The sequence below is a fragment of the Streptomyces sp. NPDC044719 genome (genome assembly GCF_056433405.1).
This window is the reverse complement of the sequence record NZ_JBWKHE010000003.1, coordinates 565586-588748: the sequence shown is the minus strand read 5'-3', so window position 1 is coordinate 588748 and position 23163 is coordinate 565586. Positions and strand designations below refer to the sequence as shown.

Here is a 23163-nt window from a genome sequence, read left to right as displayed (position 1 = left end):
CATGTGATTGACGACATTTCAAACGCAACGTAGCTTTCGAAATGCGTCAACCACGTGCTCTCGCGAGATGAGGAATGGCCATGAGCGAATCCCTCCACACCGTCACGACACCGCCGACGGAGCGTCAGTCCGGCTGCCCCTTCGACCCGCCCGCGGAGCTGCTCGACGCCCGCCGGCACGGACCTATCAGCCGCTACACCCACCCCGGCGGAAAGCCCGGCTGGCTGATCACCGGATACGACCTGGTCCGGTCGGTCCTGGCCGACCCACGGTTCAGCTCGCGCAAGGACCTCATGAACGTCGTCGACTTCGAGCTTCCTCCGGCACCGCCCGGAGAGTTCCTCCTCATGGACGAACCACAGCACGGGCGCTACCGGAAACCGCTGGTGGGCAAGTTCACCGCACGCCGGATGCGGCTGCTCGCCGAGCGCGTCGAGCAGATCACCACCGAGTGCCTGGACACGATGGAGAAGACCGGCCCGCCGACGGACCTGGTGACCGCGTTCGCCAAGCCCATCCCCACCATCATCATCTGCGAGATCCTCGGAGTGCCGTACCAGGACCGGGATTCGTTCCAGGAACAGATCGACACGTTCATGGGAGGGGAGACCAGCGACGAGGACCTGATAGCGGCCTACACCGCGACCCAGCAGTACCTCGCGGAGCTGGTGGCCGCCAAGCGCGCGAACCCCACCGACGACGTGCTCAGCGAACTCACCGACAGCGACCTGACCGATGAGGAGCTTCAGGGGATCAGCCTGATCCTGCTGGCGGCCGGGTTCGACACCACCGCGAACATGCTCTCCCTCGGTACCTTCGCGCTGCTGCAGAACCCGGCCCAACTGGCCGCGCTGCGCGCCGATCCAGCGCTCACCGACCAGGCCGTGGAGGAGCTTCTGCGGTATCTGAGCGTCGCCAAGTCGTTCATGCGGACGGCTCTGGAAGACGTCGAGGTGGGCGGCCAGAGCATCGAGGCCGGCACGACGGTCGTCCTGTCGTACCACACCGCCAACCGCGATCCCGAGCGCTACACCGATCCCCACGTGCTCGACCTCCACCGGCAGGACGGCGGGCACCTGGCCTTCGGGCACGGTATCCACCTGTGCCTGGGCCAGCAGCTGGCCCGCATCGAAATGCGCATCGCATTCTCCGCGCTGCTCAAGCGCTTCCCCACGCTGCGCCTGGCCGTACCGGCCGAAGAAGTCGGCCTGCGCCCGGAGACCGCGGACATCTACGGCGTGAAGAGCCTCCCTGTCACCTGGGACGCGTGACCGCGAACCGGTGACGGGGAGTTCCCGTACGGTCGCCCCCCCACCGCTGCGGATGTTCGCCTGCGACGGTCGCGCCCGCCTCGCCCTATCCGCGCTCTGAACCCGATGTGGCAGTGTCGCCCGAGCTCTCTTCGGGTGCCGTGTAGAGGACTTCGCGGGCCTGTTCCGCTGCGCGGAGGATGCTCTCGCTGATGAAGTCGCTGAAGCGGGCGATGTTTTCGAGGCGGGCGGCGGCCCGGGTACCGGGGCCGAGAACGCTGACGCCCTGCCGCGCGGTCTCGGCGACCTGGGCGACGCCGCGGGCGCTGGCGATCGTCGACTGGTACCAGACGTCGTCGTCGACGAAGTAGTGCTCGCGACGGCGTTCGTCGCGCTCCCGGCGGATGAGGCCCTGTTCCTCGAGGAACGCGACCGCCTTGGAGACGGACGCCGGGCTGACCTCCAGACGCTGGACGAGTTCGGCCGCGGTGAGGCTGCCCGCGTCGGTGATGAAAAGGCAGGTCAGCACCCGGGCTGTCATCTTGGGAACGCCCTGTCGCATGAAGAGAGTGGTGAACTCCTCCTCGTACTCGCGCACCGCCTCGTCGTCACGCCCGTAGCCCTGCACCGGTGCCCCCTGCCCTCGGGACGGGGTGCGCTTGCGCCGGTGGGCGCGGCGTTCGGTCGCGCGGTGAGCCAAGTCGGCACGGTAGGCGGTGGGGCCGCCGTTGCGCATCACCTCGCGCGTGATCGTCGAAGTGGGTCGGTCGAGACGTCTGGCGATCTCCGCATAGGCAAGCCCGTCGGCCAGCCCCGAGGCGATCTGCTGACGTTCCTGCTGACTGAGCCTGCCTCCCGGCACTGCGATCTCCCTTCACGCTTCACCTGATGCCGTCAGCGTAGCGTTCACCCACACTCCAATGCAACACATCGACTCTCTCTTGTTGCGTTAAATCTCATCCCATCGCAACGAAAACTGCGCTCTGAACTGCATTAATACAAACTAGACGCAATGAACTAGTTGCCGAATCTTCGAACGCAACGTAGCTTTTCCATTGTCAGAAACGACGCCACCAAGGAGAGCACGATGCAGAAGTTCGACACCCCCGCCCCCGTCTCCGCCGTCCTCGACATCCCCGCGGGGCTCATCCGGTTCATCGCCGCCGACCGGGCCGACACCACCGTCGAGGTCCTCCCCGCCGACGCCACCAAGAGCCGCGACGTGAAGGCGGCCGAGCAGGCCACGGTCGTCTACGCCGACGGCGTCCTGCGGATCGAGGCCCCGGCGGCGAAGAACCAGTACTTCGGCCCGTCCGGGTCGGTCGAGGTGACGGTCCAGCTGCCCGCCGGCTCCCACGTCGAGGCGAAGGCCGCCGCCTCCGGCATCCGGGGCGTCGGGCGGCTCGGCGACGTCGTCGCCGAGGGCGCGTACGGCCCGGTCAAGCTCGACGAGGCCGCGCGAGTCCGCCTGACCGCCTCCGCCGGTGACATCACGGTCGGCCGCCTCACCGGGCCCGCGGAGATCAGCACCCAGAAGGGCCACATCCACATCACCGAGGCCACCACCGGCCCGGTCGTGCTGCGCACCCAGATGGGCGACGTGACGGTCGGCGTCGCCCGCGGCGTATCCGCCTCCCTGGACGCCGGCACCGGTTACGGCCGGATCCACAACGCGCTCAACAACGCCGACGGCGACGCCGCCGCCCTGACCATCCACGCGACGACCGGCCAGGGCGACATCACCGCCCGCGGCCTGTGAAGAAGGAGCCGACCGTCATGACCAACCTGGCCATCGCGGCGCACGGGCTGCGCAAGTCCTACGGCGACAAGGTCGTGCTCGACGGCGTCGACCTCGCCGTCCCCGAAGGAACGGTCTTCTCCCTGCTCGGCCCGAACGGCGCCGGCAAGACCACCGCCGTGAAGATCCTGTCCACCCTGATCTCCGCCGGTCCGGGCACCGGCGACATCCACATCGGCGGCCACCACCTGGCCGCCGACCCCCAGGCGGTGCGTGCGGCGATCGGTGTCACCGGCCAGTTCTCCGCCGTCGACGGCCTGATCACCGGCGAGGAGAACATGCTCCTCATGGCGGACCTGCACCACCTGTCCAGGCGCGAGGGGCGACGGGTGGCCGCCGAGCTGCTGGAACGCTTCGACCTCACCGAGGCGGCGAAGAAGCCCGCCTCCACCTACTCCGGCGGCATGAAGCGCCGCCTCGACATCGCCATGACCCTGGTCGGGAACCCGCGGATCATCTTCCTCGACGAACCCACCACCGGCCTCGACCCCCGCTCCCGCCACAACATGTGGCAGATCATCCGCGAACTGGTCACCGGCGGCGTCACCGTCTTCCTCACCACCCAGTACCTGGAGGAGGCCGACGAACTCGCCGACCGCATCGCCGTCCTGCACGACGGTGTCATCGCCGCCGAAGGCACCGCCGAGGAACTCAAGCGCCTCATTCCCGGCGGACACGTCCGGCTCCGCTTCACCGACCCCGCCGCCTACCGCAGTGCCGCCACCACCCTGAGCGAGGTCGCCCTCCCCCACTCTCGGCTGCGCTCGAGCGGGGGGACCCCCATCGACGAGTCCCTCACCCTGCAGATCCCCAGCGACGGCAGCCAGCGCGAACTGCGCTCCATCCTCGACCGGCTGGACTCGGCCGGCATCGAGGCGGACGAGCTGACCGTGCACACCCCCGACCTCGACGACGTCTTCTTCGCCCTGACCGCCGGCACCGTGCCGAGCCAGGCCGGCCGGCCCAAGCAGCCCAACCAGCCCAAGGAGGCCGCCCGATGAGCACCCTCTCCCTCGCCGGACGCGACTGCACCACGATGCTGCGTCGCAACCTCCTGCACGCGCGTCGCTACCCGTCCCTGACCCTGAACCTGCTGCTGACGCCGATCATGCTGCTGCTGTTGTTCGTCTACATCTTCGGAGACACGATGAGCGCGGGCATCGGCGGTGGCGGCGCCGATCGCTCCGAGTACATCGCCTTTCTCGTACCGGGTCTGCTGCTGATGACCATCGGCAGCACCACGATCGGTACTGCGGTGTCCGTTTCCAACGACATGACCGAGGGCATCATCGCCCGCTTCCGCACGATGGCGATCCACCGTGCTTCCGTGCTCATCGGGCACGTCATCGGCAGCGTGCTGCAGGCGCTCATGAGTGTGGTGCTCGTCGGCGCCGTCGGCGTGGCCATCGGCTTCCGCTCCACCGATGCCACGGTTCTGGAGTGGCTGGCGGCGTTCGGCCTGCTCACGCTGTTCGCCCTGGCCCTCACCTGGGTCGCGGTCGGCATGGGCCTGGTCAGCCCCAACGCCGAGGCGGCCAGCAACAACGCGATGCCGCTGATCTTCCTGCCGCTCATCTCCAGCACCTTCGTGCCGGTCGACGCGATGCCGGGCTGGTTCCAGCCGATCGCCGAGTACCAGCCGTTCACGCCGGCCATCGAGACCGTGCGCGGCCTGCTGCTCGGCACCGAGATCGGCCACAACGGGTGGCTCGCGGTCGCCTGGTGCCTGGCTCTCACCACGCTCGGCTACTTCTGGTCGAAGTCGGTGTTCGACCGCGACCCGAAGTAACCGCCATGACACGCGGGCCATCTCCCGCAACCCGTACCGCTCCAGGGCGGCGTACACCGACACCACATCGGAGTACGCCGCCCCGTTCGCGTACAGGTGCGTCAATCCCCTCCGCCGGCCTCCGTCCGCCGGCCTCCGTCGACAATCCACGATTTCCTGAATCCAGGATTCTCTGTACTGTCGGAGACATGCTGAGCATCGCCTCCGACATCGACGCCCTCGCACGCTTCGGCCGTGCGCTCGCCGACCCGATCCGCTGCCGCATCCTGCTTGCCCTCCGCGAGGCACCAGCGCACCCGGCCGACCTGGCCGACAGGCTGGAGATCTCCCGCACCAGGCTGTCGAACCATCTCGCCTGCCTGCGCGACTGCGGCATCGTCGTCGCCGTCCCGGAGGGCCGGCGCATGCGCTACGAACTGGCCGACGCCCGTCTCGGCCGCGCCCTGGACGACCTGCGGGGCGCCGTCCTCGCCGTCGAGGCCGACCGGACATGCGTAGAGGCCGACAGGACGGGATGCTGCTGATGGCGACGCCGATATCCCTGAGCCCCACGCCGAATCGGCGCACCCAACTGGCCCGCCGCATACGTCTGCTGGTCGCCGCCACGATCACCTACAACGTCATCGAGGCGATCGTCGCCATCACCGCCGGCACGATGGCCTCGTCCACCGCCCTGATCGGCTTCGGCCTGGACTCGGTGATCGAGGTCTCCTCGGCGGCGGCCGTGGCGTGGCAGTTCTCCGCCGCCGATCACGCCGTACGCGAGGCGCGCGAGAAGACGGCCCTGCGCATCATCGCGCTCTCCTTCTTCGCTCTGGCCGCGTATGTCACCGTCGGCTCCATCCGCGCCTTGACGGGCACGGGCGAGGCCGAGCACTCCACGCCGGGCATCGTGCTGGCCGCCTTCTCCCTGGCGATCATGCCGTTCCTGTCCGCCGCCCAGCGCCGCGCCGGACGCGAACTCGGCTCCGCCTCAGCTGTCGCGGATTCCAAGCAGACCCTGCTGTGTACCTACCTCTCGGCGGTCCTCCTGGTCGGTCTGCTCGCCAACTCCCTGTTCGGCTGGAGCTGGGCCGACCCGATCGCAGCCCTGGTGATCGCCGCCGTGGCGGTGAAGGAAGGACGTGAAGCATGGCGCGGCGACAACTGCTGCGCGGTGCCCATGGGACCGATGACAGCCAAGGCAGCGAGCCAGGACGGCTGCGGGTGCGCTGCGGGCCGCGCCTGCTGCGCCCCTGCCGAGGAGGCGGACGCCCGATGACCGGCTGGGCCTGGTAGGCACTGGCGCTGTAGGGCTTCTGGCTACTTCCTCCTTCGGATCCACGGCGGGCAGCCCAGCACAGGCGACTCAGGCTGCTGCTCGTGAACCCGCTCCCGAGGACCGTCGCGGCGGCAGTGATTGACCAGCAGCAGCGGTGCGAACGGCGGCGGCGCCTCTACCCGGGCCACCAGCGCGGATGGCGGGCTGCGACCTCTGTCGGTGCCGTCCGTCTTTCCAGCCGACGGCGAGAAGCCTCGGGTCAGCGGCCCAGGGCGTTCTCCAGCTGCTTCTTGCTCATCGAGGAGCGGCCCTGGATGTTGCGCTCCTTGGCCTCTTCGTAGAGCTGATCCTTGGTGGGGCCCTCCGGGCCGCTGTGCGAGCGCTGCCCGCCGCGTTGGGGGGCCGACTTGGGGTCACGCGTCGAGGTCTTGCTGGCGCTCTTCGACTCGCCTGACCTGGCCCTCTCCTTGTTGACCGTCCGTGCGGCGATCTCCTTGGCGCGCTTCGACGATGCGCCGCGGTCCTCGGCGCCCTCCTTGATGTGTTCGTACTGGCGCTCACGCTTGGAGCTGGATCCGGCCGGCATGGCGGATCTCCCTTCTCGGATGGACCGGTGGCTGCGACAGGTCGTCGGGCAGGGTCACGGGTGCTCGGTCTGCTGGTCCGGCGGCACTCCGCCGCCTTCTCCGCCGCCCTTGTCGCCCTTGTCCGTGCCGTGGGCGCTCCGGCCCTTCGCCTCCATTTCCCGGGCCTTGTTCTCGCCGCTCTGCTGGGGCGTGCCGCCGCCCTTCTGGCTGCGTCGCTGTTCTGGCTGCTGTGGATTGGACATCTGCGGGCACCTCGCTCGTTTCGGAGGTTGTCGTTCCGGGCGACGGGTTCCCCTGGCGACCCACCCGAAGCATGCGGCCGTGATGTCAGCTCGCGTCGTGGTGCAGCAACGGAGAACCCCAGAGGCGCCGTGAGAGCACTGGTCCCCGCGGCCCCGTACGCGCCCTTGCGCTCGTCGACGCCGGGTACCCGGGGCGGTGGCAAGGCGGAGAGCCGCTCCGCCGAACAGTCGTCGGACCTGGTCAGCGCTTCGGGAAGGCGGGTCGCGGCGCGCGCTGCGCCGCCCCTGGTTCGCACCCGCACGCCCTCCCCCAGCCCCCGGCACGCATCACCGCCCTACCGGAAAGGAGCGTGAACATGTCGAAGAAGGTTTCCGACCATCTCCTCGAGCGCCTGCGCGAATGGGAGGTGGAGCATGTCTTCGCCTACCCCGGCGACGGCATCAACGGTCTGCTCGCGGCCTGGGGCCGCGCCGGCGACAACCCCCGCTTCATCCAGTCCCGTCACGAAGAGATGTCCGCCTTCGAAGCCGTCGGCTACGCCAAGTTCTCCGGCAAGGTCGGAGTGTGCGCCGCCACCTCCGGCCCCGGCGCCATCCACCTCCTCAACGGCCTCTACGACGCCAAGCTCGACCACGTGCCCGTCGTCGCCATCGTCGGGCAGACCGACCGCAGCGCCATGGGAGGCTCCTACCAGCAGGAGATCGACCTGGTGAGCCTGTACAAGGACGTCGCCTCCGACTTCTGCGAGATGGTCACCGTCCCCGAGCAGCTGCCCAACGTGCTGGACCGGGCGATGCGCACCGCGATGGCCCGCCGCTCGGTCACGGCCGTGATCATCCCCGCCGACGTGCAGGAACTGGACTACTCACCGCCCGAGCACGCCTTCAAGATGGTCCCCTCCAGTCTCGGCATGCCGCACTACGCGCCGGTGCCGAGCGACGATGACCTCGCCCGAGCCGCCGAGGTGCTCAACGCGGGCGAGAAGGTCGCGGTCCTGGTCGGGCAGGGCGCCCGCGGGGCCCGTCAGGAGGTCATGGCGCTCGCCGACCGGCTGGGCGCCGGAGTGGCCAAGGCGCTGCTGGGCAAGGACGCCCTCGACGACGATCTGCCGTACGTCACCGGCTCCATCGGCCTGCTGGGCACCCGGCCCTCCTACGAGCTGATGACCGGCTGCGACACCCTGCTCGTCATCGGCTCGTCCTTCCCCTACACCCAGTTCCTGCCGGAGTTCGGGCAGGCCCGGGCCGTGCAGATCGACATCGACCCGCACATGGTCGGGCTGCGCTATCCGTTCGAGGTCAACCTGGTCGGCGATGCCCGCGAGACGCTGACCCGGCTCCTGCCGTTGCTCGACGAGGCCAAGGACACCGGCTGGCGCAAGAAGATCGAGAAGGGCACCGCCCGCTGGTGGGAGGTGATGCGGCGGCGCGCGGCGGTCGACGCCGAGCCGGTCAACCCCGAGTACGTCGTGCACGCGCTCAACGACCTGTTGCCGGAGAACGTGATCCTGTCCTCCGACTCCGGCTCGGCCGCCAACTGGTACGCCCGCCACCTGAAGCTGCGCGGCGGGATGCGCGGTTCGCTGTCCGGCACGCTCGCCACCATGGGGCCTGGTGTGCCGTATGCGATCGGAGCCAAGTTCGCGCATGGCGACCGCCCGGCCATCGCCCTGGTCGGCGACGGGGCGATGCAGATGAACGGCATGGCCGAGCTGATCACCATCGCCAAGTACTACCGTGAGTGGGCCGACCCGCGGCTGATCGTGGCCGTCTTCAACAACCAGGACCTCAATCAGGTCACCTGGGAGATGCGCGCCTTGGAGGGCGCTCCCCAGTTCGAAGCCTCCCAGTCCCTTCCCGACTTCCCCTACGCCGAGGCCGCCCGCCTGGCCGGCCTGGAGGGCGTGCGTATCGAGAAGCCGGGCGACGTGCGGGGCGCCTGGGAGACCGCGCTGGCCGCCGACAAGCCCTGCGTGCTGGACTTCGTGACCGATCCGGCCGTACCGCCCATCCCGCCGCACGCCACGCTCGACCAGATCGAGGCTGCCGCGACCTCGATCCTCAAGGGCGACAGCGACCGCGCGGGCATGGTCCGGCAGGGTTTCAAGGCCAAGGTGCAGGAATTCCTGCCCGGCAACCGCAACCGCAGCCGCGAGGACCGGCCCGGAACCTAGGGGCGTGGGCGTGGCCGGGCAGGCTCGGCGGGGGAACGGCTCAAGGCGGTGTCGTCTGCCCGGCCTGACTTTGCACCTGCTCCAGTACCTGATGCGCGGAACTCACGCCGCTGAAGAGGTCGGGGCCGTACTGGTTGAGCAGTTGGTTGACCCGCTCCCAGTTTTTCGTCGTACGCAGCGGAACGGCTGTGGCGTCGGCGGCTTCGAGGACCTCTCGGGCATCGGCGAGGCCGGCGTTCTCGTACCACGCGTGCTGTGCCGACTCACGTGACGGATAGGCACGTCCCACCCCGCCGAGCCACTCCAGTTGCTTCTTGGCGGTCATCAGCGTGATCGCCCTGAACGCCCCCTCCGGGTCGGGGCAGGACTTGGAGATGCCGAACCCGGAGCCGGACGTGTACGTCCTGCTGCCGTCCGGGCCGGCGGGCAGCGTGGTCAGGCCCACCTGGAAGCCGGCCTGGTTCTTCAGGTTCAGCAACGCCCACGGCCCGTTGGTTCCCATGGCCACATCGCCGCTGAGGAACTGCCGGTCGGAGAACGCGGGATCGTCCGCCGGCAGACGGGGGGCGACCTTCTGCCTGGCCGCGAGGTCGGCGTACCACTGCACGCCCTCGGTCATGGCGGGCGTGGTGAGCCGTAGTCCGCCCGAGCCGTCGGTGGGCTGCGCCCCGGTCTTGGTCAGCACCATGGAGAACATCCACACATCCTGAGGCGCCGCCACGAACCCGTAGTTCCCGCCCCCGGTCAGCTCACGGGCGGCCGACTCGAACTCGGCCAGAGTCCACCCCGGCCTGGGCTCCGGAACCCCCGCCTCCCGGAACATGTCCTTGTTGTACGTGAGGATCACCGGACCGACGTCGTACGGCAGCGCGTACTGCTTGCCGTCCGCGCTCAGCCCGTCCATGACGGACTTGTCGAAGTCCGTCACATCGAAATCGTTCTCGGCGATCAGGTCGTCGAGCGGCAGCATGCCCTGGGTGTAGCCCGTGGTGCGCAGCGCCTGCATCGAGACGACGCAGGGGGCGTCGCCGCTGCCCAGGCGGGTGCCGAGCTTGGCGAAGTAGTCGTCGAAGGACGAGGTCTCCAGCTTGATCGTGATCCGCGGGTCCTCGTTGGACACCCGGTCCGCGAGTTCGTGCCAGACCTGCTGTTCCTCGCCTCCACTGGCCCACATCGACCAGGTCAACGTCTTGGAGTCGCCGCCGTCGGCGCCGCACGCCATGACCAGCGCCCCGGCCAGAGCCAGGGCGACGGCTGCCCTCGTTGCGATGCGCGGCCCCGTCATAGAACGTCCATACGTCCCTTTCGCGACAATATGCACGCATTATGGCACGCGCTCAGAGGGGGAGGTCGTCGGGGAGTACCCGGAAGGCCTCTCAGCGGCCCAGTGGGTGTACGGACCGGGCCTGGAGGCGCTGTGGGAACGGCACCCCGCCGAGTTCGGCGTCAACCCCCCGGCGTCTGCCCCCGGCGCGGTGACTGAGGCGACTTCGCGGCCTCGGCCTCGGCCTTGGCATCGTTCACCGCGGCGGCGGCCTGCCTCCCCGCCTCGTCAGCGGCCGCGGCGGCATCGAGCGAAACCTGAACCGCCGAGCCGGTGCCCAGCTCCGGGGTCCGGCTTTCGTACGACGTGTCGCCAGGGTCGGCCGTGTCTGCTTCCTCGGGGTGCTCGGGGCGCGTGGATCGGGGCGGGCCCGCTGTCGACTGGTCGCCGAACGCGGTGGTGACCGTCCGGATCGCCTCGGTCAGCTCCCCGGGGATCACCCAGAAGGTGTTGTTGTCGCTGTTCGCCAGGTGCGGGAGCGTCTCCAGGTACTTGTAGGCCAGGATCTTCGCGTCGGCGTTGTTGCGGTGGACGGCCTGGAAGACGAGCTCCACCGCCTTCGCCTCACCGTCCGCCCGCAGGATCATGGCCTGCTGCGTGCCCTGCGCCTCCAGGATGTCCTTCTGCTTCGTGCCTTCCGCGGTGAGGATCTTGGCTTGCCGCTCCCCCTCGGCGTGCAGGATGGCCGCGCGCTTGTCACGCTCGGCCCGCATCTGCTTCTCCATCGCCTCCTTGATGGTGTGCGGTGGATCGATGGCCTTGATCTCGACCCGGTTGACCCGGATGCCCCACTTGCCGGTGGCGTCGTCGAGGACGGCGCGCAGCCGGGAGTTGATCTCCTCGCGCGACGTGAGCGTCTCCTCAAGGTCCATGCTGCCGATGACGTTCCGCAGCGTGGTCACGGTGAGCTGATCGATCGCCTGCAGGTAGTCGGCGACCTCGTAGGCCGCCGACCTCGGGTCGGTGATCTGGTAGTAGAGCACGGTGTCGATGTTCACCACGAGGTTGTCCTCGGTGATCACCGGCCTGGGGTCGGACGAGTAGACCTGCTCGCGCACGTCGAGTTTGGTGTTGATGCGGTCCGCCACCGGCACGACCAGGTTCAGCCCGGGCTGCAGCGTCCGGCGGTAGCGGCCGAACCGCTCGACGTTGTAGCGGCGCGCCTGCGGGACGATCCGCACGCTGGAGGCCACGAGGAAGACGACGACGATGGCGGCTACAAGGGCGAGGACGACAACTGGATCCACAGTGCCTCCGTTGCTATGCGTTCAGCCGTTCACGGAAGAAGCTCGCGGGGGTAGACGACGGCCGTGGCGCCTTGGATCTCCATGACGTCCACCAGCGCTCCCACCGGGATCACCAGGCTCTCGTCGAAGGCGCGGGCGGACCACTCCTCGCCGGAGAGCTTGATCAGACCACGGGTCGCGGTGACCTCCTGCATGACCTCGGCCCGCTTACCGATCAGCGCATCGCTGCCGTCGCGGGTGAGGGGTTGCTGTGACATCTGCCGCAGCGCGACAGGACGGACGACGAGAAGGCCCGCGGCCGCCGCGACTCCGAGGGCCACGAACTGACCGAGTACGCCGATGCCCACACCGGCGACAACAGCGGCGACCAGCGCGGCGCCCGCCAGGAGCCCGAAGACCAGCGTCAGGGTGAAGAACTCCGCGACACCCAGTGCCGCGGCGGCGAGGAGCCATGCGAACCACGCCATCGAATCGCCCTCCTTCACGGGCCCTCTCCACCAAGCTACCGCCCGGACACGCCGGGCAGAACAGACACGACATCCGCGGTTCATGATCATTGGACGCGCCGCCGAGTCACATGAGCACAGGTCAGCGACTACGGGGTGCGAGCACTGCGCGCCGGGGCGGGCCCGACCGTCAGCGGTGCTCGGGGTTGTCCGCGCCCGGCCGGCAGCCGGCGTCCCACTGCGAGCGCTGGTTGCCGTACGCGGGGACGCCTCCGGCGCGCTTCAGCAGGGCGGCGAGGTGCATCAGGTTCCAGGTCATGAAGCTGGTGTTGCGGTTGGTGAAGTCGTTCTCCGGGCCGCCCGATCCCGGGTCGAGGTACGACGGGCCGGGGCCGGCCGTGCCGATCCAGCCGGCGTCCGCCTGCGGCGGGATCGTGTAGCCGAGGTGCTGGAGGCTGTAGAGGACGTTCATCGCGCAGTGCTTCACGCCGTCCTCGTTGCCGGTGATCAGACAGCCGCCGACGCGGCCGTAGTAGGCGTACTGCCCTTGTGAGTTGAGGAGGCTGGAACAGGCGTAGAGGCGCTCGATCACCTTCTTCGTCACGGAGCTGTTGTCGCCGAGCCAGATCGGCCCCGCGATGACCAGGATGTCCGCGGCCATCACCCGCTCGTACAGCGCGGGCCACTCGTCGGTGGCGAAGCCGTGTTCGGTCATGTCCGGGTGGACGCCGGGTGCGATGTCGTGGTCGACGGCGCGGATCTCGGACGTGGTGACCCCGCGCGACATCATGATCTCCGCGCTCTTGTCGATCAGGCCCTGGGTGTGGCTGAGCTGCGAGGAGGGTTTGAGGGTGCAGTTGATGTAGAGGGCGGTCAGGTCGTCGAAGCGGTACGGGGATTCGGTCGCGGCATCGGCTGTCATGGGTGCAGCGTCTCGCGTGGATTCCGTTTTGTCCGGGTTCGACGCACACTCGCATGCCTTACGGAGTCATGACGAGCGGGCGCGGTCCCGTGGCGCGGCGCCGGTGCGGGCCTAGCGTGGCCGTATGCGTGTACTGGTCACCGGCGGTGCCGGGTTCATCGGGTCCCATGTGGTCGGCGCCCTGTGGGAGCGGGGGCACGAGGCGGTCGTCCTCGACGTCCGGGAGGAAGCCGGCGCCGACGTGCGCGACCCCGAGGCCGTTCGTCGGGCCCTCTCCGGCGTGGACGCCGTGTGTCATCAGGCCGCGATGGTGGGGCTCGGGGACGGGGTCGCCGACGCGGCGGAGTATGTCTCGCACAACGACCTGGGCACCGCTGTGCTGCTGGCCGCCATGGCGGAGGCGGGTGTACGGCGTCTCGTGCTGGCCGGGTCCATGGTGGTCTACGGGGAGGGGAGCTACGAGTGTCCGCGGCACGGGGTCGTGCGGCCCGGGCCGCGTGCCGTCGCCGACCTCGACGCGGGCCGGTTCGAGCCGCCTTGCCCGGTGTGCGGGGCGGGCCTCTCACCCGGTCTGGTCGGCGAGGACGCGCCGGCTGATCCCGGGAACGTGTACGCCACCACCAAACTCACCCAGGAGCACCTGGCCGCCGCCTGGGCCCGCTGCACCGGCGGGTCGGCGGTGTCGCTCCGCTACCACAACGTGTACGGACCCGGCATGCCCCGCGACACCCCGTACGCCGGTGTCGCCTCCTTCTTCCGCTCGGCGCTCGCCCGGGGTGAGGCACCGCGCGTGTTCGAGGACGGGCGCCAGCGGCGGGACTTCGTGCACGTGCGGGACGTGGCGGCGGCGGGCGCGGTGGCTCTGGAGACGGAGTCCGAGCGGGGTGCGCTCACGGCCTACAACACCGGCAGCGGCGACCCGCACACCGTCGGCGAGATGGCCCGGGCCCTGGCCGCCGCGTACGGCGGGCCCGAGCCGGTCGTCACCGGCGAGTACCGGCTCGGGGACGTACGGCACATCACCGCGGACTCGTCGCGCCTGCGGGACGGGCTGGGGTGGAAGCCGGCGGTCGGCTTCGAGGAGGGCATGGCGGAGTTCGCACGGGCCGAGATGCGGGGCGCATAGGACCGGTGGTGCTGCCCGCATCAGGAAGCGGCGGCGGGCAGCACCACCTCGAAACGGCAGCCGCCGGGGATGTTGCGTACGGTGGCCCGGCCCTGGTGCGCCTCCACGATCCCCCGGACGATGGCGAGCCCCAGGCCCGCGCCGGCCGGGGGTGTGCGGGCGTGCGTGCCGCGCCAGCCGGTGTCGAAGACGCGCGGCAGGTCCTCCTCGGGGATGCCGCCGCAGGCGTCCGTCACCGACAGCACCACACCCTCGGCCGTGCGTTCGGCAGCGATCGCGACCGTGCCGTCGGCCGGAGTCCGGCGGATGGCGTTGACCAGCAAGTTGCCCAGAACCCGGCTCATCTCCTTGCCGTCCACCTCCACCGGTACCCGCTCGATCCGGCCGCCCACCAGCCGCACCCCGTGTTCCCGGGCGAGCGGATCGGCTCCCGCCAGCGCGTCGCCGACCAGGTCGTAGAGGGAGAGCCGGGTGGGGGTGAGAGGGAGCGTGCCGGCGTGGATGCGGGAGAGTTCGAAGAGGTCGCCGACCATGTCGTTGAGGCGTTCGACCTCGGTGCGCATCTGCTTCAGATAGCGGTCGGGATCGGCGGCGACGCCGTCCTCCAGGGCCTCCGACATGGCGCGCAGACCGGCCAGCGGGGTGCGCAGGTCGTGCGAGATCCAGGCGACGAGTTCGCGCCGGGAGGTCTCCAGTGCGCGTTCCCGCTCGCGGGATTCTGCGAGCCGGGCGCTGGTGGCCGCCAACTCGCGGCTCAGGTCATCCAGTTCCGCGGTGGTCGGTCCGTCGGGGGCGGCGAAGCTCCCGCCGTCGCCGAACGACCGTGCCGCGACCGCGAGTTCGCGGCTGCGGGCCACGACCCAGCGGCCCAGGAGGAGAGCGGTGGCCATGGAGACCACGGCCGCCATGGCGACGACGGTCGTGACGACGGTCAGGTCGTGCCGGTTCAGGAACATCGCCCATGCCACGGCCAGCGTGCCCGCGAGCATCGCGACGATCCCGACCGCCGCGACCACCGCGAGCGAGGCGGTGAGCGAGCGGCGCCGGATCAGGCGCAGGACGGCCGCCCCGGCCAGCCCGGTGGCGGCGGCACCGGCGAAGGCGTAGACGGCGATGAGAAGGGTGTCCCGCATGCTCACTCACCACCCGGGTCGAAGCGGTAGCCCACGCCCCACACGGTCTGGATCAGCCGGGGCCGGGCCGGGTCGTCCTCGACCTTGCCCCGAAGACGGCGCACGTGGACCGTGACGGTCGACAGGTCACCGAAGTCCCACCCCCACACCTCGCGCATCAGGTCCTCGCGGCCGAAGGCCCGGCCCGGGTGGCGCAGGAAGAAGGAGAGCAGGTCGAACTCGCGGAGGGTGAGGGCGAGTTCGGTGCCGTTCTTGGTGGCCCGGCGGGCCGCCGGGTCGACGGTCAGGCCGGCCGCGCCCAGCGACTGCCCGGTCGTGGCGGGCCTGCTGCGGCGGAGCACCGACTCCACGCGCAGGACCAGCTCGCGCGGGCTGAAGGGCTTGGTGACGTAGTCGTCGGCACCGACCTCCAGGCCGAGGATGCGGTCGTCCTCGTCGCCGCGGGCGGTGAGCATGATGACCGGCACCGGCCCGTGCCCCCGCATCCGCCGGCACACCTCCAGGCCGTCCATCCCGGGCAGCATCAGATCGAGGACGACCAGGTCCGGCCAGTGCGCGGCGGCACGGGTGAGGGCCGTCGGGCCGTCGTCCGCGCGGTCGACGGCGTAACCGGCGCGGTCCAGGTACCCGGCGACGACCTCGGCGACGGTCGGGTCGTCGTCGACGACCAGGATCCGCGGGGGCCCGTCGAGGTGCTCCTCGTGCTGATGGGGCTGCTGCATGCCTCCAGCCTGGCACCGGGCGCCCGCCGGTGCCGTGCGGCGGAGGTCTCCGGGCCGCTGACGTCCGCGTTTCGTAAGGAGCAGAAGTCCGCTATGCCCGTTTCGCGTTCGTAGGGTGAGACCGTGACGACGATTCCTTCGGACGTCGACGTGGTGCTGCCCTGCCTGAACGAGGCCCGGGCGCTGCCCTGGGTCCTCGAACGGATCCCGCCGGGCTGGCGCGCACTCGTCGTCGACAACGGTTCCACCGACGGCTCGGCCCAGGTCGCCCGCGCGTTCGGAGCGACCGTCGTGAGCGAGCCGCGCCGGGGCTTCGGCGCGGCCTGCCACGCCGGGCTGACCGCCGCCACCGCCGACGTGGTGTGCTTCTGCGACTGCGACGCCTCCCTCGACCCGTCGCTCCTCGTCCCCTTCGTCCGCGAAGTGCGGGACGGCGAGGCCGACCTGGTGCTCGGGCGACGGCGTCCGCAGGGCCGGGGCGCGTGGCCCGCGCACGCCCGGGCCGGCAACCTCGCGCTCGCGCGGATGCTGCGCCGCCGCACGGGGCTGCGGCTGCACGACCTCGGGCCCCTGCGCGCCGCCCGCCGCGAGCCGTTGCTCGCCCTCGGCCTCACCGACCGGCGCAGCGGCTATCCGCTCCAGATGGTGGTGCGCGCGGCCGACGACGGCTGGCGGATCACCGAGCACGACGTGCCCTACCTGCCGCGCACCGGGGCCTCGAAGGTGACGGGCACGTGGCGCGGCACCTGGCAGGCCGTACGGGACATGAGCCGCGTCCTGGCCGACGGAAGGACCCCGCGGTGACCACGCTCCTCGTCATCGCCAAGGAGCCGCGGCCCGGCCGGGTCAAGACCCGCCTCACCCCGCCGTTCACGCCCGGGGAGGCGGCCGGCCTGGCGGAGGCGTCCCTCGCGGACACCCTGCGGGCCGTGGCGGGCACGCCCGCCTCCCGGCGCGTCCTCGTGCTCGACGGCGCGCCCGGCCCCTGGCTGCCGCCCGGCTTCGACGTCGTACGGCAGTGCGCGGGCGGGCTGGACGAGCGGCTGGCGGACGCGTTCGCGCGCTGTGACGGCCCGGCGCTGCTCATCGGCATGGACACCCCGCAGGTGACACCGGAGCTGCTCACCGTGGACTTCTCCGGCTGCGACGCCCACTTCGGCCCGGCCGAGGACGGCGGCTTCTGGGCCCTCGGCCTGGCGCGCCCCGACCCCGCCCTGCTGCGGGGCGTCCCCATGTCCACGTCCACGACGGGCGCGGTGCAACGGAGCAGGCTCGTCGCCGCAGGCCTGCGGGTGCGGGACCTGCCCCGGTTGCGGGACGTCGACACGGCCGCCGACGCCCATGCGGTCGCCGCGCTGGCCCCGCACGGGACGTTCGCGGGCCGGCTGGCCCGGTACCGGACGGCGAAGCGCCCATGACCACGGCGCCCGCGGCCTGGGCCGCCGCCGACCCCTACGCCACCGCCCTGCGCGCGGGCCGTGGCCCGCTGTTCCTGCGCCGCGCCGACGGCTGGCTGCTGCCGCTCGACGTCGAACGCTGGTGCGCGCAGGCCGACGCCGTCGACCGGGACGTGCTGGACCGGTGCGAGGGCAGCGTGCTGGACGTCGGCTGCGGACCCGGCCGCCTGGTCGCGGAACTCGCCGCCCGTGGCCGGGCCGTCCTCGGCATCGACGTCAGCGAGACCGCCGTCCACCACGCCGTACGGATCGGGGGCCAGGCACTGCGGCGCTCCGTCTTCGACCCCCTGCCCGGCGAGGGCCGTTGGGGCACCGTCCTGCTCATGGACGGCAACATCGGCATCGGCGGCGATCCGCGCGCCCTGCTGGACCGGGTGGCCGAAGTCCTGCGCCCCGGCGGCCTGCTGATCGCCGAGACCGCCCCGTTGGACATCGACGAGCGCGCCGAGGTGCAGGTCGTCGACGTCGTCCACAGCTGTGGAGCGGGCGGTGCGTTCCCCTGGGCGCGGCTCGGGACCCCGGCCCTGCTGCGGCACGCCCGCCGGGCGAGGTGGCGTGCCGCCGGTCAGTGGGTTGCCGGCGGACGCTGCTTCGTCGCCCTGCGCAGCCGCAGGCCCAGCAGCAGCGCCGAGGCGCCGAAGAGTACGGCGGTGATCAGCAGCCAACGGGCGAGGAAGCCGTCCGGCGAGAGCCCGGTGCCCAGGCGGTAGCGCCGGTCCACCCTCCCGCTGATCAGCGGGAACCACACGAGCAGGAGCAGGCCGGACAGGGCCGCCGGGACGCGGACGTACATCGTCCGTTCCCGGCGGCGGACCGCACCGAGCCCTCGCACGACCGCCCGGTTAAGGGCCGCGTACAACGGCAGCAGCACGAGGTCGTGCAGCAGCGCCGCGCCCACGAACCACAGGGCCACGGCGAACCAGTCGTCCGCGAGCAGCCGCACCCCCGCGTAGGCGGCGAGCGCGAACGAGCAGGCGAGCAGAAGCAGTTGGAAGGGACTTCCGAGCGGGATCCTGGGCTGTCGCATCACAGCTCTCCGAACGTCATCCGGGCCACCCACTTGGTGTTGAGCACACCGGGCGCCGCGGGCACGATGATCCGCGCCGGGTAGCCGTGGTCGGGGGACAGGTCCTCGCCGTTGACGTACAGGGCGAGCAGGGAGCGCGCGTCGGCCACCTGGTCGGCGCGCAGCGCGGCCTTGCGGAAGGCGCCGCGTGCCTGAAGGGACTCGACGAACACGTCCGGCGGGTCGTCGTCGTACCCGACGAGCGCCGCGAGGTCGCGCAGCCGGACCCCGCGCCACCACTGGTCCGACGTCGACCAGCCCTCCACACAGGCGATGGGCAACGCCGAGCTGTGCAGGGAGAGTCCGGCGAGCTGGGCACGGCTGAGACGGACCGTGCCCGTCCGCCCCGTCACGACGAGCCGCCACGCGTCCTCGCCCGTCTCGGCCGCGTCGATCCCGGCGTACGCGGCGGTCTTGTTGATCTGGAACCCGTTCGGGCCGCTGCCGGGTTCACCGCCGCCGTGGGGCGCCAGGAGGGCGGTGCGCCGCAGCGGACCGTCGAAGCTCTGCCCGGCCGTCGTCGCGAACAGCAGCAGCGAGCCGCCCCCGACGAACCACAGCGCCCCCCGCCGGGAGACGGTCGGCTCGGCGGGACGCGGTGACACGAGGTCGTTCTTCTCCTCCCGCAGGTGCCGCAGATTGCGCAGGGCCGTCGGCATCTTCAGCAGGACGTGGGCGACGAACGCGGCGAAGAACACCCAGGCCCCGTAAAAATGCAGGGTGTAGAAGGAGCCCGGGAAGACGTAGTCCAGCTGGATGTTGAGGACACCCGTCACGAACTCGAACAGCACGCCCCCGACGAGGAGCAGCAGCGAGATCCTCTCCAGCGCGTGCGCGAGGGAGCGGGCCGGCGGCAGCGCGAACAGCCTCGGGATCACCGACCACAGCTTGGCCAGCAGCACGGGGATCAGCGTGATGCCGAGCGTGACGTGGACGCCCTGGTTGAGCCGGTAGAGCCAGTGCGGGTCGGTCGGCCAGGAGAACAGGTAGAAGCCGAGGATCCCCTTGTCCTGGGTCTTGTCGTTCACCGGCGACAGGTTCGGGTTGTAGGCGGCGTAGGACACCAGCCCCGTCACGAACAGCACCGTGATCCCGCCGAGCAGGACGACGCCCAGCACCGAGGTGAACCAGGGGCCGCGCAGGGGGCTGCGCCAGAAACCCGGCGAGGAAGGAGACCGTGTCATGGCCCGACCGTAGGCCCGGCCCACCCCCGAAAAGGCCGCGCGGCCGATGACGAAACGCTGACATCCGGCCCGGACGGAGGTACTTCCCCCCATCACCCGGCCTAGCGTGCGGATGTGACCCGCCCCCTCCTCCGCGATCTGTACGCCGCCCTAGCAGCCGCCCTCCTCGTCACGGCGGCCGTGCTGGCCGGCCGGCACATCCAGGACTCCCACCACACCCTGTTCGTCAAGTGGCCCCCGGTGCTCGCCACTTGGTACCCCCATGCCGGCCCCGGCACCCCGGCCGCCCTGCTCGTGGCGGCGGCCGTGGTGGCGTACGGCCCCGCCCTCGCCGCCAGGCTGCCCTGGCGGGCCCTGCTCCCGGCGGCATGGGCGACGGCAACGGCCTGGATCGCCTCCCTCGCCCTGGTCGACGGCTGGCAGCGGGGCATCGCGGACCGCCTCACCACCCGCCACGAGTACCTCCAGGTCATCGACCGCTTCGACGACATCCCGGCGACCCTGCGGGACTTCACCCACCACATCCTTCTGGAGTCCCCCGACAACTGGCCCGCCCATGTCGCCGGGCACCCGCCCGCGGCCACGCTCACCTTCGTCCTCCTCGACCGGATCGGGCTGCGGGGCGGCGGCTGGGCCGGGGTGTGGTGCGTCGCCGTCGGCGCCACGGCATGCGTGGCCGTGCTGGTCGCGGTACGGGCACTGGCCGGTGAGAGCCTCGCGCGACGAGCTGCCGCCTTCCTGGTCCTGGCCCCGGCCGCGGTGTGGATGGGCACCTCCGCCGACGCGTACTTCGCGGCGGTCGCCGCGTGGGCCGTGGCGCTGCTGGCCCTCGCGGTCAGCGGAAGGCCGGCGATGGGGGTCCCGCCGCTCGAGCGGAGCCGGGAGTGGGGGAGCGCGGCGGCGGCCGGGCTCCTCTTCGGGCTCACCTGCTACCTCTCGTACGGCCTCACCCTCGTCGCGCTCATCGGCGCGGCGGTACTGCTGCTCGGCCGGCGGCGCGTCCGGGAACGGCCGGTGCTGCTCCTGCCGCTGCTCGCCGGTCTGGCCGTGGTCCCGGCGGCCTTCACCCTCGCCGGGTTCGACTGGTGGGAGGCGTACCGGCTTCTCGTCACGCGCTACCACCAGGGTGTCGGCGGTACCCGCCCCTACGGCTACTGGGTGTGGGCGAACCTCGCCTGCGCGGTCCTGATCACGGGCCTGGCGACGGCACCGGGGCTACGGCGGACGGGTGGCGTGCTGCTGCGGCGGCGCACCGGACCTCCCGGGCACGTCCGCCTCGCCCTTCTCGTGTCCGCGGCCCTCCTCGCCCTCCTGGTCGCCGACCTGTCCGGCATGAGCAAGGCCGAGACGGAACGCATCTGGCTCCCCTTCGCGGTATGGCTGCTGCCGGCCTGCGCGTTCCTCACCCGTCCCCGCGCCTGGCTGGCGACCCAGGCGGTGCTCGCGCTCCTCCTCAACCATCTGCTGCTCACCGGGTGGTGACCCCGTGCGGGAGCGTGAGCGGAAGACTGCGCAGTGACAGTGCGCTCGGCGCCGGGAGCGCCCCGTGGGCCGCGTCCGCACGGAACGACTGGAGGAGGTACGCCACCAGACGCCGGGACGCCGCACGGTCGCCCGGCAGCGCGGTGACCAGACCGCAGTGGGACAGCAGGGCCACGGCGAGGTCGGAGGGGTGGAAGTCGGCTCGCAGCGCGCCCGCCGCCTGAGCCCTGCGGACCAGGGTCATGAAGTCCCGCTCGGCCTGTTCCCGTACTCGCGCGTGTTCTCGCGTGCTGTCCGGAAAGGCCGCGACGAACGCGGCCGGGAAGCCCCGTTCCTCCCGTTGCAGTTCGCAGACCGTCTCGACCAGCCGCTGGAAGCCCCGCCACGGATCGGGGTCGGCCAGCGCGTCGGTGAGCGCCCGGGCACAGGTGTCCATCTGGTGCGCGAACGCGGCCCGCACCAGGGCGTCCCGAGTCGGGAATCGCCGGTACAGCGTCGCCACACCGACCCCCGCCCGTCGGGCCACGGTCGCCATGGGCGCGTCGATGCCGTGCTCGGCGAAGACCGCGCGGGCAGCCGAGAGGATGCGCCGCCGGTTGCGCCGGGCGTCCGCCCGCAGCCCGTCCTGACCCGCGATCCGAGAGGATTCCCCCACCACTGTCTCTCACCTCCGGCTCAAGTGGACGATCTCGTCCGTTTGGCAGCCTACGCTCGGCGCCCGGATCCCCCACACGGCCGCTGGTGTCGGCGAAGGTGAGAGCGATGGAGAACCGCACGATGAAAGCCGTACTGTTCGACCGCTTCGGGGGCCCCGAGGTGCTGTACGTGGGCCGGGTGCCACGTCCCGTACCCACACCCGGCGAGGTCCTCGTGCGCGTGCGAGCGTTCAGCGTGAACGGAGGTGAACTGGCGGCCCGTTCCGGTCGGGCCCGCCTCATCACCGGCCGGAAGTTCCCGCAGCGCGTCGGGCTGGACTTCACGGGCGAGGTCGCCGCACTCGGCACCGGCGCGACCGGCGTCGCGGTCGGCGACCAGGTGTGGGGCGTCCTGGGCCGCGGCTCAGGATTCGGCAGCGCCGCCGAGTACGTGACGGTACGGCCCGAGCGGCTCGGCCGGGTCCCGGACGGGCTGGATCTCGTGGCCGCCGCCGCGCTGCCGGTGGCCACCACGGCCGTCACGGCCCTTCGCGACAAGGCCGCGCTGCGCCCCGGCGAACGACTGCTCGTACGGGGCGCGGCGGGCGGCGTCGGCAACGCCGCCGTCCAGCTCGGGCAGGCGTACGGCGCCGAGGTCACGGCCCTGGCCCGCGCTGCCAACCTCGACTTCGTCCGCACGCTCGGTGCCCACCACTCCGTCGACCACCAGGCTGTGTTGCCGGCGGAACTGGGCCTGTTCGACGTGGTCCTCGACACGGCGGGCACCGGCCTGCGTACCTTCCGGCGGCTGCTGAAGCCGGGCGGTCGCATGGTCACCATCGCCTTCGACCTGACGCGGCCCGCCGCCTCACTGGGCTACATCGCGGCCAGCACCCTCCACGGACGCGGCCGGGTGCGCTTCTTCAGCGGCAACCCCAAACGTGCGCTCTTCGGCGACCTCGCCCGCCAGGTGACGGAGGGGAAGCTGCGACCGGCGGTGGACACGGTCTTCCCGCTGGAGGAGACAGCGGCGGCACACCGGGCGCTGGAGGCGGGCGGAGTGCGGGGGAAGTACGTGGTCAGGGTCGACTAGGGCTCGCTGGGAGGATGCCACGTGGGCCGTCTTACTCTGCTGCCGCCAACACGGCTGCCCGCTGGGCATCTTCCGGAGTGAGGTCGATGCGGGCTTGCAGGGGCTTCAGGACGAGGTGAGCGTTGCGGGTCGTGGCGTGGCGACCCAGCCAGGTGAATGCCGAGGAGACTGTCTGACGGACCTCGTCCGGTCCGAGGTCTCGCCGGGACAGCAACGTGCGCAGCA

The 23163-nt window shown here is 71.1% G+C and carries 25 protein-coding genes; 13 read left to right on the top strand and 12 right to left on the bottom strand.

What is annotated here, in order from left to right; translation table 11 throughout:
• The first annotated feature begins 80 nt into the window (after window positions 1-80).
• Entirely contained in the window at window positions 81-1271 is a 1191-nt protein-coding gene (locus AC07DF_RS14185) for a cytochrome P450 (protein ID WP_478970376.1), read from the top strand.
• 85 nt (window positions 1272-1356) lie between these two features.
• On the opposite strand, the gene AC07DF_RS14180 is transcribed toward AC07DF_RS14185, so the two are convergent.
• Window positions 1357-2112 carry a GbsR/MarR family transcriptional regulator gene (locus tag AC07DF_RS14180; protein ID WP_478970374.1) on the bottom strand — a complete coding sequence of 252 codons (756 nt, stop codon included), beginning with the start codon at window positions 2110-2112 and terminating at the stop codon, window positions 1357-1359.
• Window positions 2113-2337: 225 nt separating this feature from the next.
• On the opposite strand from AC07DF_RS14180, the gene AC07DF_RS14175 reads away from it, so the two are divergent.
• The 5 genes from AC07DF_RS14175 (at window position 2338) to AC07DF_RS14155 (ending at window position 6098) form a co-directional block, all read left to right on the top strand.
• The gene (locus tag AC07DF_RS14175) at window positions 2338-3009 is read left to right on the top strand and encodes a DUF4097 family beta strand repeat-containing protein (RefSeq protein ID WP_478970372.1); all 672 of its coding nucleotides are present in this window, start codon (window positions 2338-2340) and stop codon (window positions 3007-3009) included.
• A gap of 17 nt (window positions 3010-3026) precedes the next feature.
• A complete protein-coding gene (locus tag AC07DF_RS14170) occupies window positions 3027-4049 on the top strand; it encodes an ATP-binding cassette domain-containing protein (RefSeq protein WP_478970370.1) in 1023 nt (340 codons plus the stop codon).
• Window positions 4046-4837, top strand: coding sequence for an ABC transporter permease (locus tag AC07DF_RS14165; protein WP_478970368.1), 792 nt, complete (start codon window positions 4046-4048; stop codon window positions 4835-4837). Before AC07DF_RS14170 ends, AC07DF_RS14165 begins: the two co-directional genes overlap by 4 nt.
• Window positions 4838-5025: 188 nt before the next feature.
• On the top strand, window positions 5026-5361 hold the full coding sequence (locus tag AC07DF_RS14160) for an ArsR/SmtB family transcription factor (RefSeq protein WP_478970366.1): 336 nt from the start codon (window positions 5026-5028) through the stop codon (window positions 5359-5361).
• Window positions 5361-6098, top strand: a complete 738-nt coding sequence (locus AC07DF_RS14155) for a cation efflux transmembrane domain-containing protein (RefSeq protein ID WP_478970364.1) — start codon at window positions 5361-5363, stop codon at window positions 6096-6098. Before AC07DF_RS14160 ends, AC07DF_RS14155 begins: the two co-directional genes overlap by 1 nt.
• A gap of 259 nt (window positions 6099-6357) precedes the next feature.
• On the opposite strand, the gene AC07DF_RS14150 is transcribed toward AC07DF_RS14155, so the two are convergent.
• Together AC07DF_RS14150 and AC07DF_RS14145 are read right to left on the bottom strand one after the other, a co-directional pair.
• Window positions 6358-6684: a plasmid stabilization protein gene (locus tag AC07DF_RS14150; RefSeq protein ID WP_478970362.1), complete on the bottom strand. Its 327-nt coding sequence runs from the start codon at window positions 6682-6684 to the stop codon at window positions 6358-6360.
• A 54-nt stretch (window positions 6685-6738) separates the two neighbouring features.
• Complete coding sequence (locus AC07DF_RS14145) at window positions 6739-6927, bottom strand: hypothetical protein (RefSeq protein ID WP_189232018.1); 189 nt, start codon at window positions 6925-6927, stop codon at window positions 6739-6741.
• A 356-nt stretch (window positions 6928-7283) separates the two neighbouring features.
• On the opposite strand from AC07DF_RS14145, the gene AC07DF_RS14140 reads away from it, so the two are divergent.
• Window positions 7284-9101: a thiamine pyrophosphate-requiring protein gene (locus AC07DF_RS14140; protein WP_478970360.1), complete on the top strand. Its 1818-nt coding sequence runs from the start codon at window positions 7284-7286 to the stop codon at window positions 9099-9101.
• Between the two features lie 40 nt (window positions 9102-9141).
• Here the strand turns inward: AC07DF_RS14140 and AC07DF_RS14135 are convergent, their stop codons facing one another.
• The 4 genes from AC07DF_RS14135 to AC07DF_RS14120 form a co-directional block, all read right to left on the bottom strand.
• Entirely contained in the window at window positions 9142-10386 is a 1245-nt protein-coding gene (locus tag AC07DF_RS14135) for an ABC transporter substrate-binding protein (RefSeq protein ID WP_478970358.1), read from the bottom strand.
• Window positions 10387-10547: 161 nt separating this feature from the next.
• Window positions 10548-11672, bottom strand: coding sequence for an SPFH domain-containing protein (locus AC07DF_RS14130; RefSeq protein ID WP_478970357.1), 1125 nt, complete (start codon window positions 11670-11672; stop codon window positions 10548-10550).
• 29 nt (window positions 11673-11701) lie between these two features.
• Window positions 11702-12139: an NfeD family protein gene (locus AC07DF_RS14125; RefSeq protein ID WP_478970356.1), complete on the bottom strand. Its 438-nt coding sequence runs from the start codon at window positions 12137-12139 to the stop codon at window positions 11702-11704.
• A gap of 169 nt (window positions 12140-12308) precedes the next feature.
• Window positions 12309-13040 carry a flavodoxin family protein gene (locus AC07DF_RS14120; protein WP_478970355.1) on the bottom strand — a complete coding sequence of 244 codons (732 nt, stop codon included), beginning with the start codon at window positions 13038-13040 and terminating at the stop codon, window positions 12309-12311.
• Between the two features lie 124 nt (window positions 13041-13164).
• Between AC07DF_RS14120 and AC07DF_RS14115 the strand changes: the two genes are divergently transcribed.
• Window positions 13165-14166, top strand: a complete 1002-nt coding sequence (locus AC07DF_RS14115; RefSeq protein ID WP_478970353.1) for an NAD-dependent epimerase/dehydratase family protein — start codon at window positions 13165-13167, stop codon at window positions 14164-14166.
• Between the two features lie 20 nt (window positions 14167-14186).
• Here AC07DF_RS14115 and AC07DF_RS14110 read toward each other — a convergent pair whose 3' ends face one another.
• Both AC07DF_RS14110 and AC07DF_RS14105 read right to left on the bottom strand, forming a co-directional pair.
• Complete coding sequence (locus AC07DF_RS14110) at window positions 14187-15299, bottom strand: sensor histidine kinase (protein ID WP_478970351.1); 1113 nt, start codon at window positions 15297-15299, stop codon at window positions 14187-14189.
• 2 nt (window positions 15300-15301) lie between these two features.
• Entirely contained in the window at window positions 15302-16021 is a 720-nt protein-coding gene (locus AC07DF_RS14105) for a response regulator transcription factor (RefSeq protein WP_478970349.1), read from the bottom strand.
• A gap of 123 nt (window positions 16022-16144) precedes the next feature.
• On the opposite strand from AC07DF_RS14105, the gene AC07DF_RS14100 reads away from it, so the two are divergent.
• The 3 genes from AC07DF_RS14100 to AC07DF_RS14090 are packed head-to-tail and all read left to right on the top strand — an operon-like array spanning window position 16145 to window position 18188.
• Window positions 16145-16825, top strand: coding sequence for a glycosyltransferase family 2 protein (locus AC07DF_RS14100; protein WP_478970347.1), 681 nt, complete (start codon window positions 16145-16147; stop codon window positions 16823-16825).
• The gene (locus AC07DF_RS14095; RefSeq protein WP_478970345.1) at window positions 16822-17439 is read left to right on the top strand and encodes a TIGR04282 family arsenosugar biosynthesis glycosyltransferase; all 618 of its coding nucleotides are present in this window, start codon (window positions 16822-16824) and stop codon (window positions 17437-17439) included. The genes AC07DF_RS14100 and AC07DF_RS14095 overlap by 4 nt, the downstream gene beginning before the upstream one ends.
• Window positions 17436-18188, top strand: coding sequence for a class I SAM-dependent methyltransferase (locus AC07DF_RS14090; protein WP_478970343.1), 753 nt, complete (start codon window positions 17436-17438; stop codon window positions 18186-18188). Before AC07DF_RS14095 ends, AC07DF_RS14090 begins: the two co-directional genes overlap by 4 nt.
• Before the next feature lie 316 nt (window positions 18189-18504).
• Here the strand turns inward: AC07DF_RS14090 and AC07DF_RS14085 are convergent, their stop codons facing one another.
• Window positions 18505-19728: a molybdopterin-dependent oxidoreductase gene (locus AC07DF_RS14085; protein ID WP_478970341.1), complete on the bottom strand. Its 1224-nt coding sequence runs from the start codon at window positions 19726-19728 to the stop codon at window positions 18505-18507.
• A gap of 114 nt (window positions 19729-19842) precedes the next feature.
• On the opposite strand from AC07DF_RS14085, the gene AC07DF_RS14080 reads away from it, so the two are divergent.
• Window positions 19843-21210 (top strand): hypothetical protein, encoded by a 1368-nt coding sequence (locus AC07DF_RS14080; RefSeq protein WP_478970338.1) that lies wholly within the window; start codon window positions 19843-19845, stop codon window positions 21208-21210.
• Here AC07DF_RS14080 and AC07DF_RS14075 read toward each other — a convergent pair.
• Window positions 21197-21865, bottom strand: coding sequence for a TetR/AcrR family transcriptional regulator (locus tag AC07DF_RS14075; RefSeq protein WP_478970336.1), 669 nt, complete (start codon window positions 21863-21865; stop codon window positions 21197-21199). The genes AC07DF_RS14080 and AC07DF_RS14075 overlap by 14 nt on opposite strands.
• A gap of 107 nt (window positions 21866-21972) precedes the next feature.
• On the opposite strand from AC07DF_RS14075, the gene AC07DF_RS14070 reads away from it, so the two are divergent.
• Window positions 21973-22938 carry an NAD(P)-dependent alcohol dehydrogenase gene (locus AC07DF_RS14070; RefSeq protein ID WP_478970334.1) on the top strand — a complete coding sequence of 322 codons (966 nt, stop codon included), beginning with the start codon at window positions 21973-21975 and terminating at the stop codon, window positions 22936-22938.
• 31 nt (window positions 22939-22969) lie between these two features.
• Here AC07DF_RS14070 and AC07DF_RS14065 read toward each other — a convergent pair.
• The coding region (locus tag AC07DF_RS14065) for a hypothetical protein (RefSeq protein WP_478970332.1) at window positions 22970-23163 on the bottom strand (194 nt) is incomplete at its 5' end.

Bases quoted from the DNA above. Each gene is read 5' to 3' on its own strand.
- AC07DF_RS14185 (WP_478970376.1), top strand. From the start codon at position 81: ATGAGCGAATCCCTCCACACCGTCACGACACCGCCGACGGAGCGTCAG.
- AC07DF_RS14125 (WP_478970356.1), bottom strand. From the start codon at position 12,139: ATGGCGTGGTTCGCATGGCTCCTCGCCGCCGCGGCACTGGGTGTCGCG.
- AC07DF_RS14070 (WP_478970334.1), top strand. From the start codon at position 21,973: ATGGAGAACCGCACGATGAAAGCCGTACTGTTCGACCGCTTCGGGGGC.
- AC07DF_RS14155 (WP_478970364.1), top strand. From the start codon at position 5,361: ATGGCGACGCCGATATCCCTGAGCCCCACGCCGAATCGGCGCACCCAA.
- AC07DF_RS14135 (WP_478970358.1), bottom strand. From the start codon at position 10,386: ATGACGGGGCCGCGCATCGCAACGAGGGCAGCCGTCGCCCTGGCTCTG.
- AC07DF_RS14120 (WP_478970355.1), bottom strand. From the start codon at position 13,040: ATGACAGCCGATGCCGCGACCGAATCCCCGTACCGCTTCGACGACCTG.
- AC07DF_RS14150 (WP_478970362.1), bottom strand. From the start codon at position 6,684: ATGCCGGCCGGATCCAGCTCCAAGCGTGAGCGCCAGTACGAACACATC.
- AC07DF_RS14160 (WP_478970366.1), top strand. From the start codon at position 5,026: ATGCTGAGCATCGCCTCCGACATCGACGCCCTCGCACGCTTCGGCCGT.
- AC07DF_RS14175 (WP_478970372.1), top strand. From the start codon at position 2,338: ATGCAGAAGTTCGACACCCCCGCCCCCGTCTCCGCCGTCCTCGACATC.
- AC07DF_RS14165 (WP_478970368.1), top strand. From the start codon at position 4,046: ATGAGCACCCTCTCCCTCGCCGGACGCGACTGCACCACGATGCTGCGT.
- AC07DF_RS14140 (WP_478970360.1), top strand. From the start codon at position 7,284: ATGTCGAAGAAGGTTTCCGACCATCTCCTCGAGCGCCTGCGCGAATGG.
- AC07DF_RS14115 (WP_478970353.1), top strand. From the start codon at position 13,165: ATGCGTGTACTGGTCACCGGCGGTGCCGGGTTCATCGGGTCCCATGTG.
- AC07DF_RS14085 (WP_478970341.1), bottom strand. From the start codon at position 19,728: ATGACACGGTCTCCTTCCTCGCCGGGTTTCTGGCGCAGCCCCCTGCGC.
- AC07DF_RS14170 (WP_478970370.1), top strand. From the start codon at position 3,027: ATGACCAACCTGGCCATCGCGGCGCACGGGCTGCGCAAGTCCTACGGC.
- AC07DF_RS14105 (WP_478970349.1), bottom strand. From the start codon at position 16,021: ATGCAGCAGCCCCATCAGCACGAGGAGCACCTCGACGGGCCCCCGCGG.
- AC07DF_RS14145 (WP_189232018.1), bottom strand. From the start codon at position 6,927: ATGTCCAATCCACAGCAGCCAGAACAGCGACGCAGCCAGAAGGGCGGC.
- AC07DF_RS14110 (WP_478970351.1), bottom strand. From the start codon at position 15,299: ATGCGGGACACCCTTCTCATCGCCGTCTACGCCTTCGCCGGTGCCGCC.
- AC07DF_RS14090 (WP_478970343.1), top strand. From the start codon at position 17,436: ATGACCACGGCGCCCGCGGCCTGGGCCGCCGCCGACCCCTACGCCACC.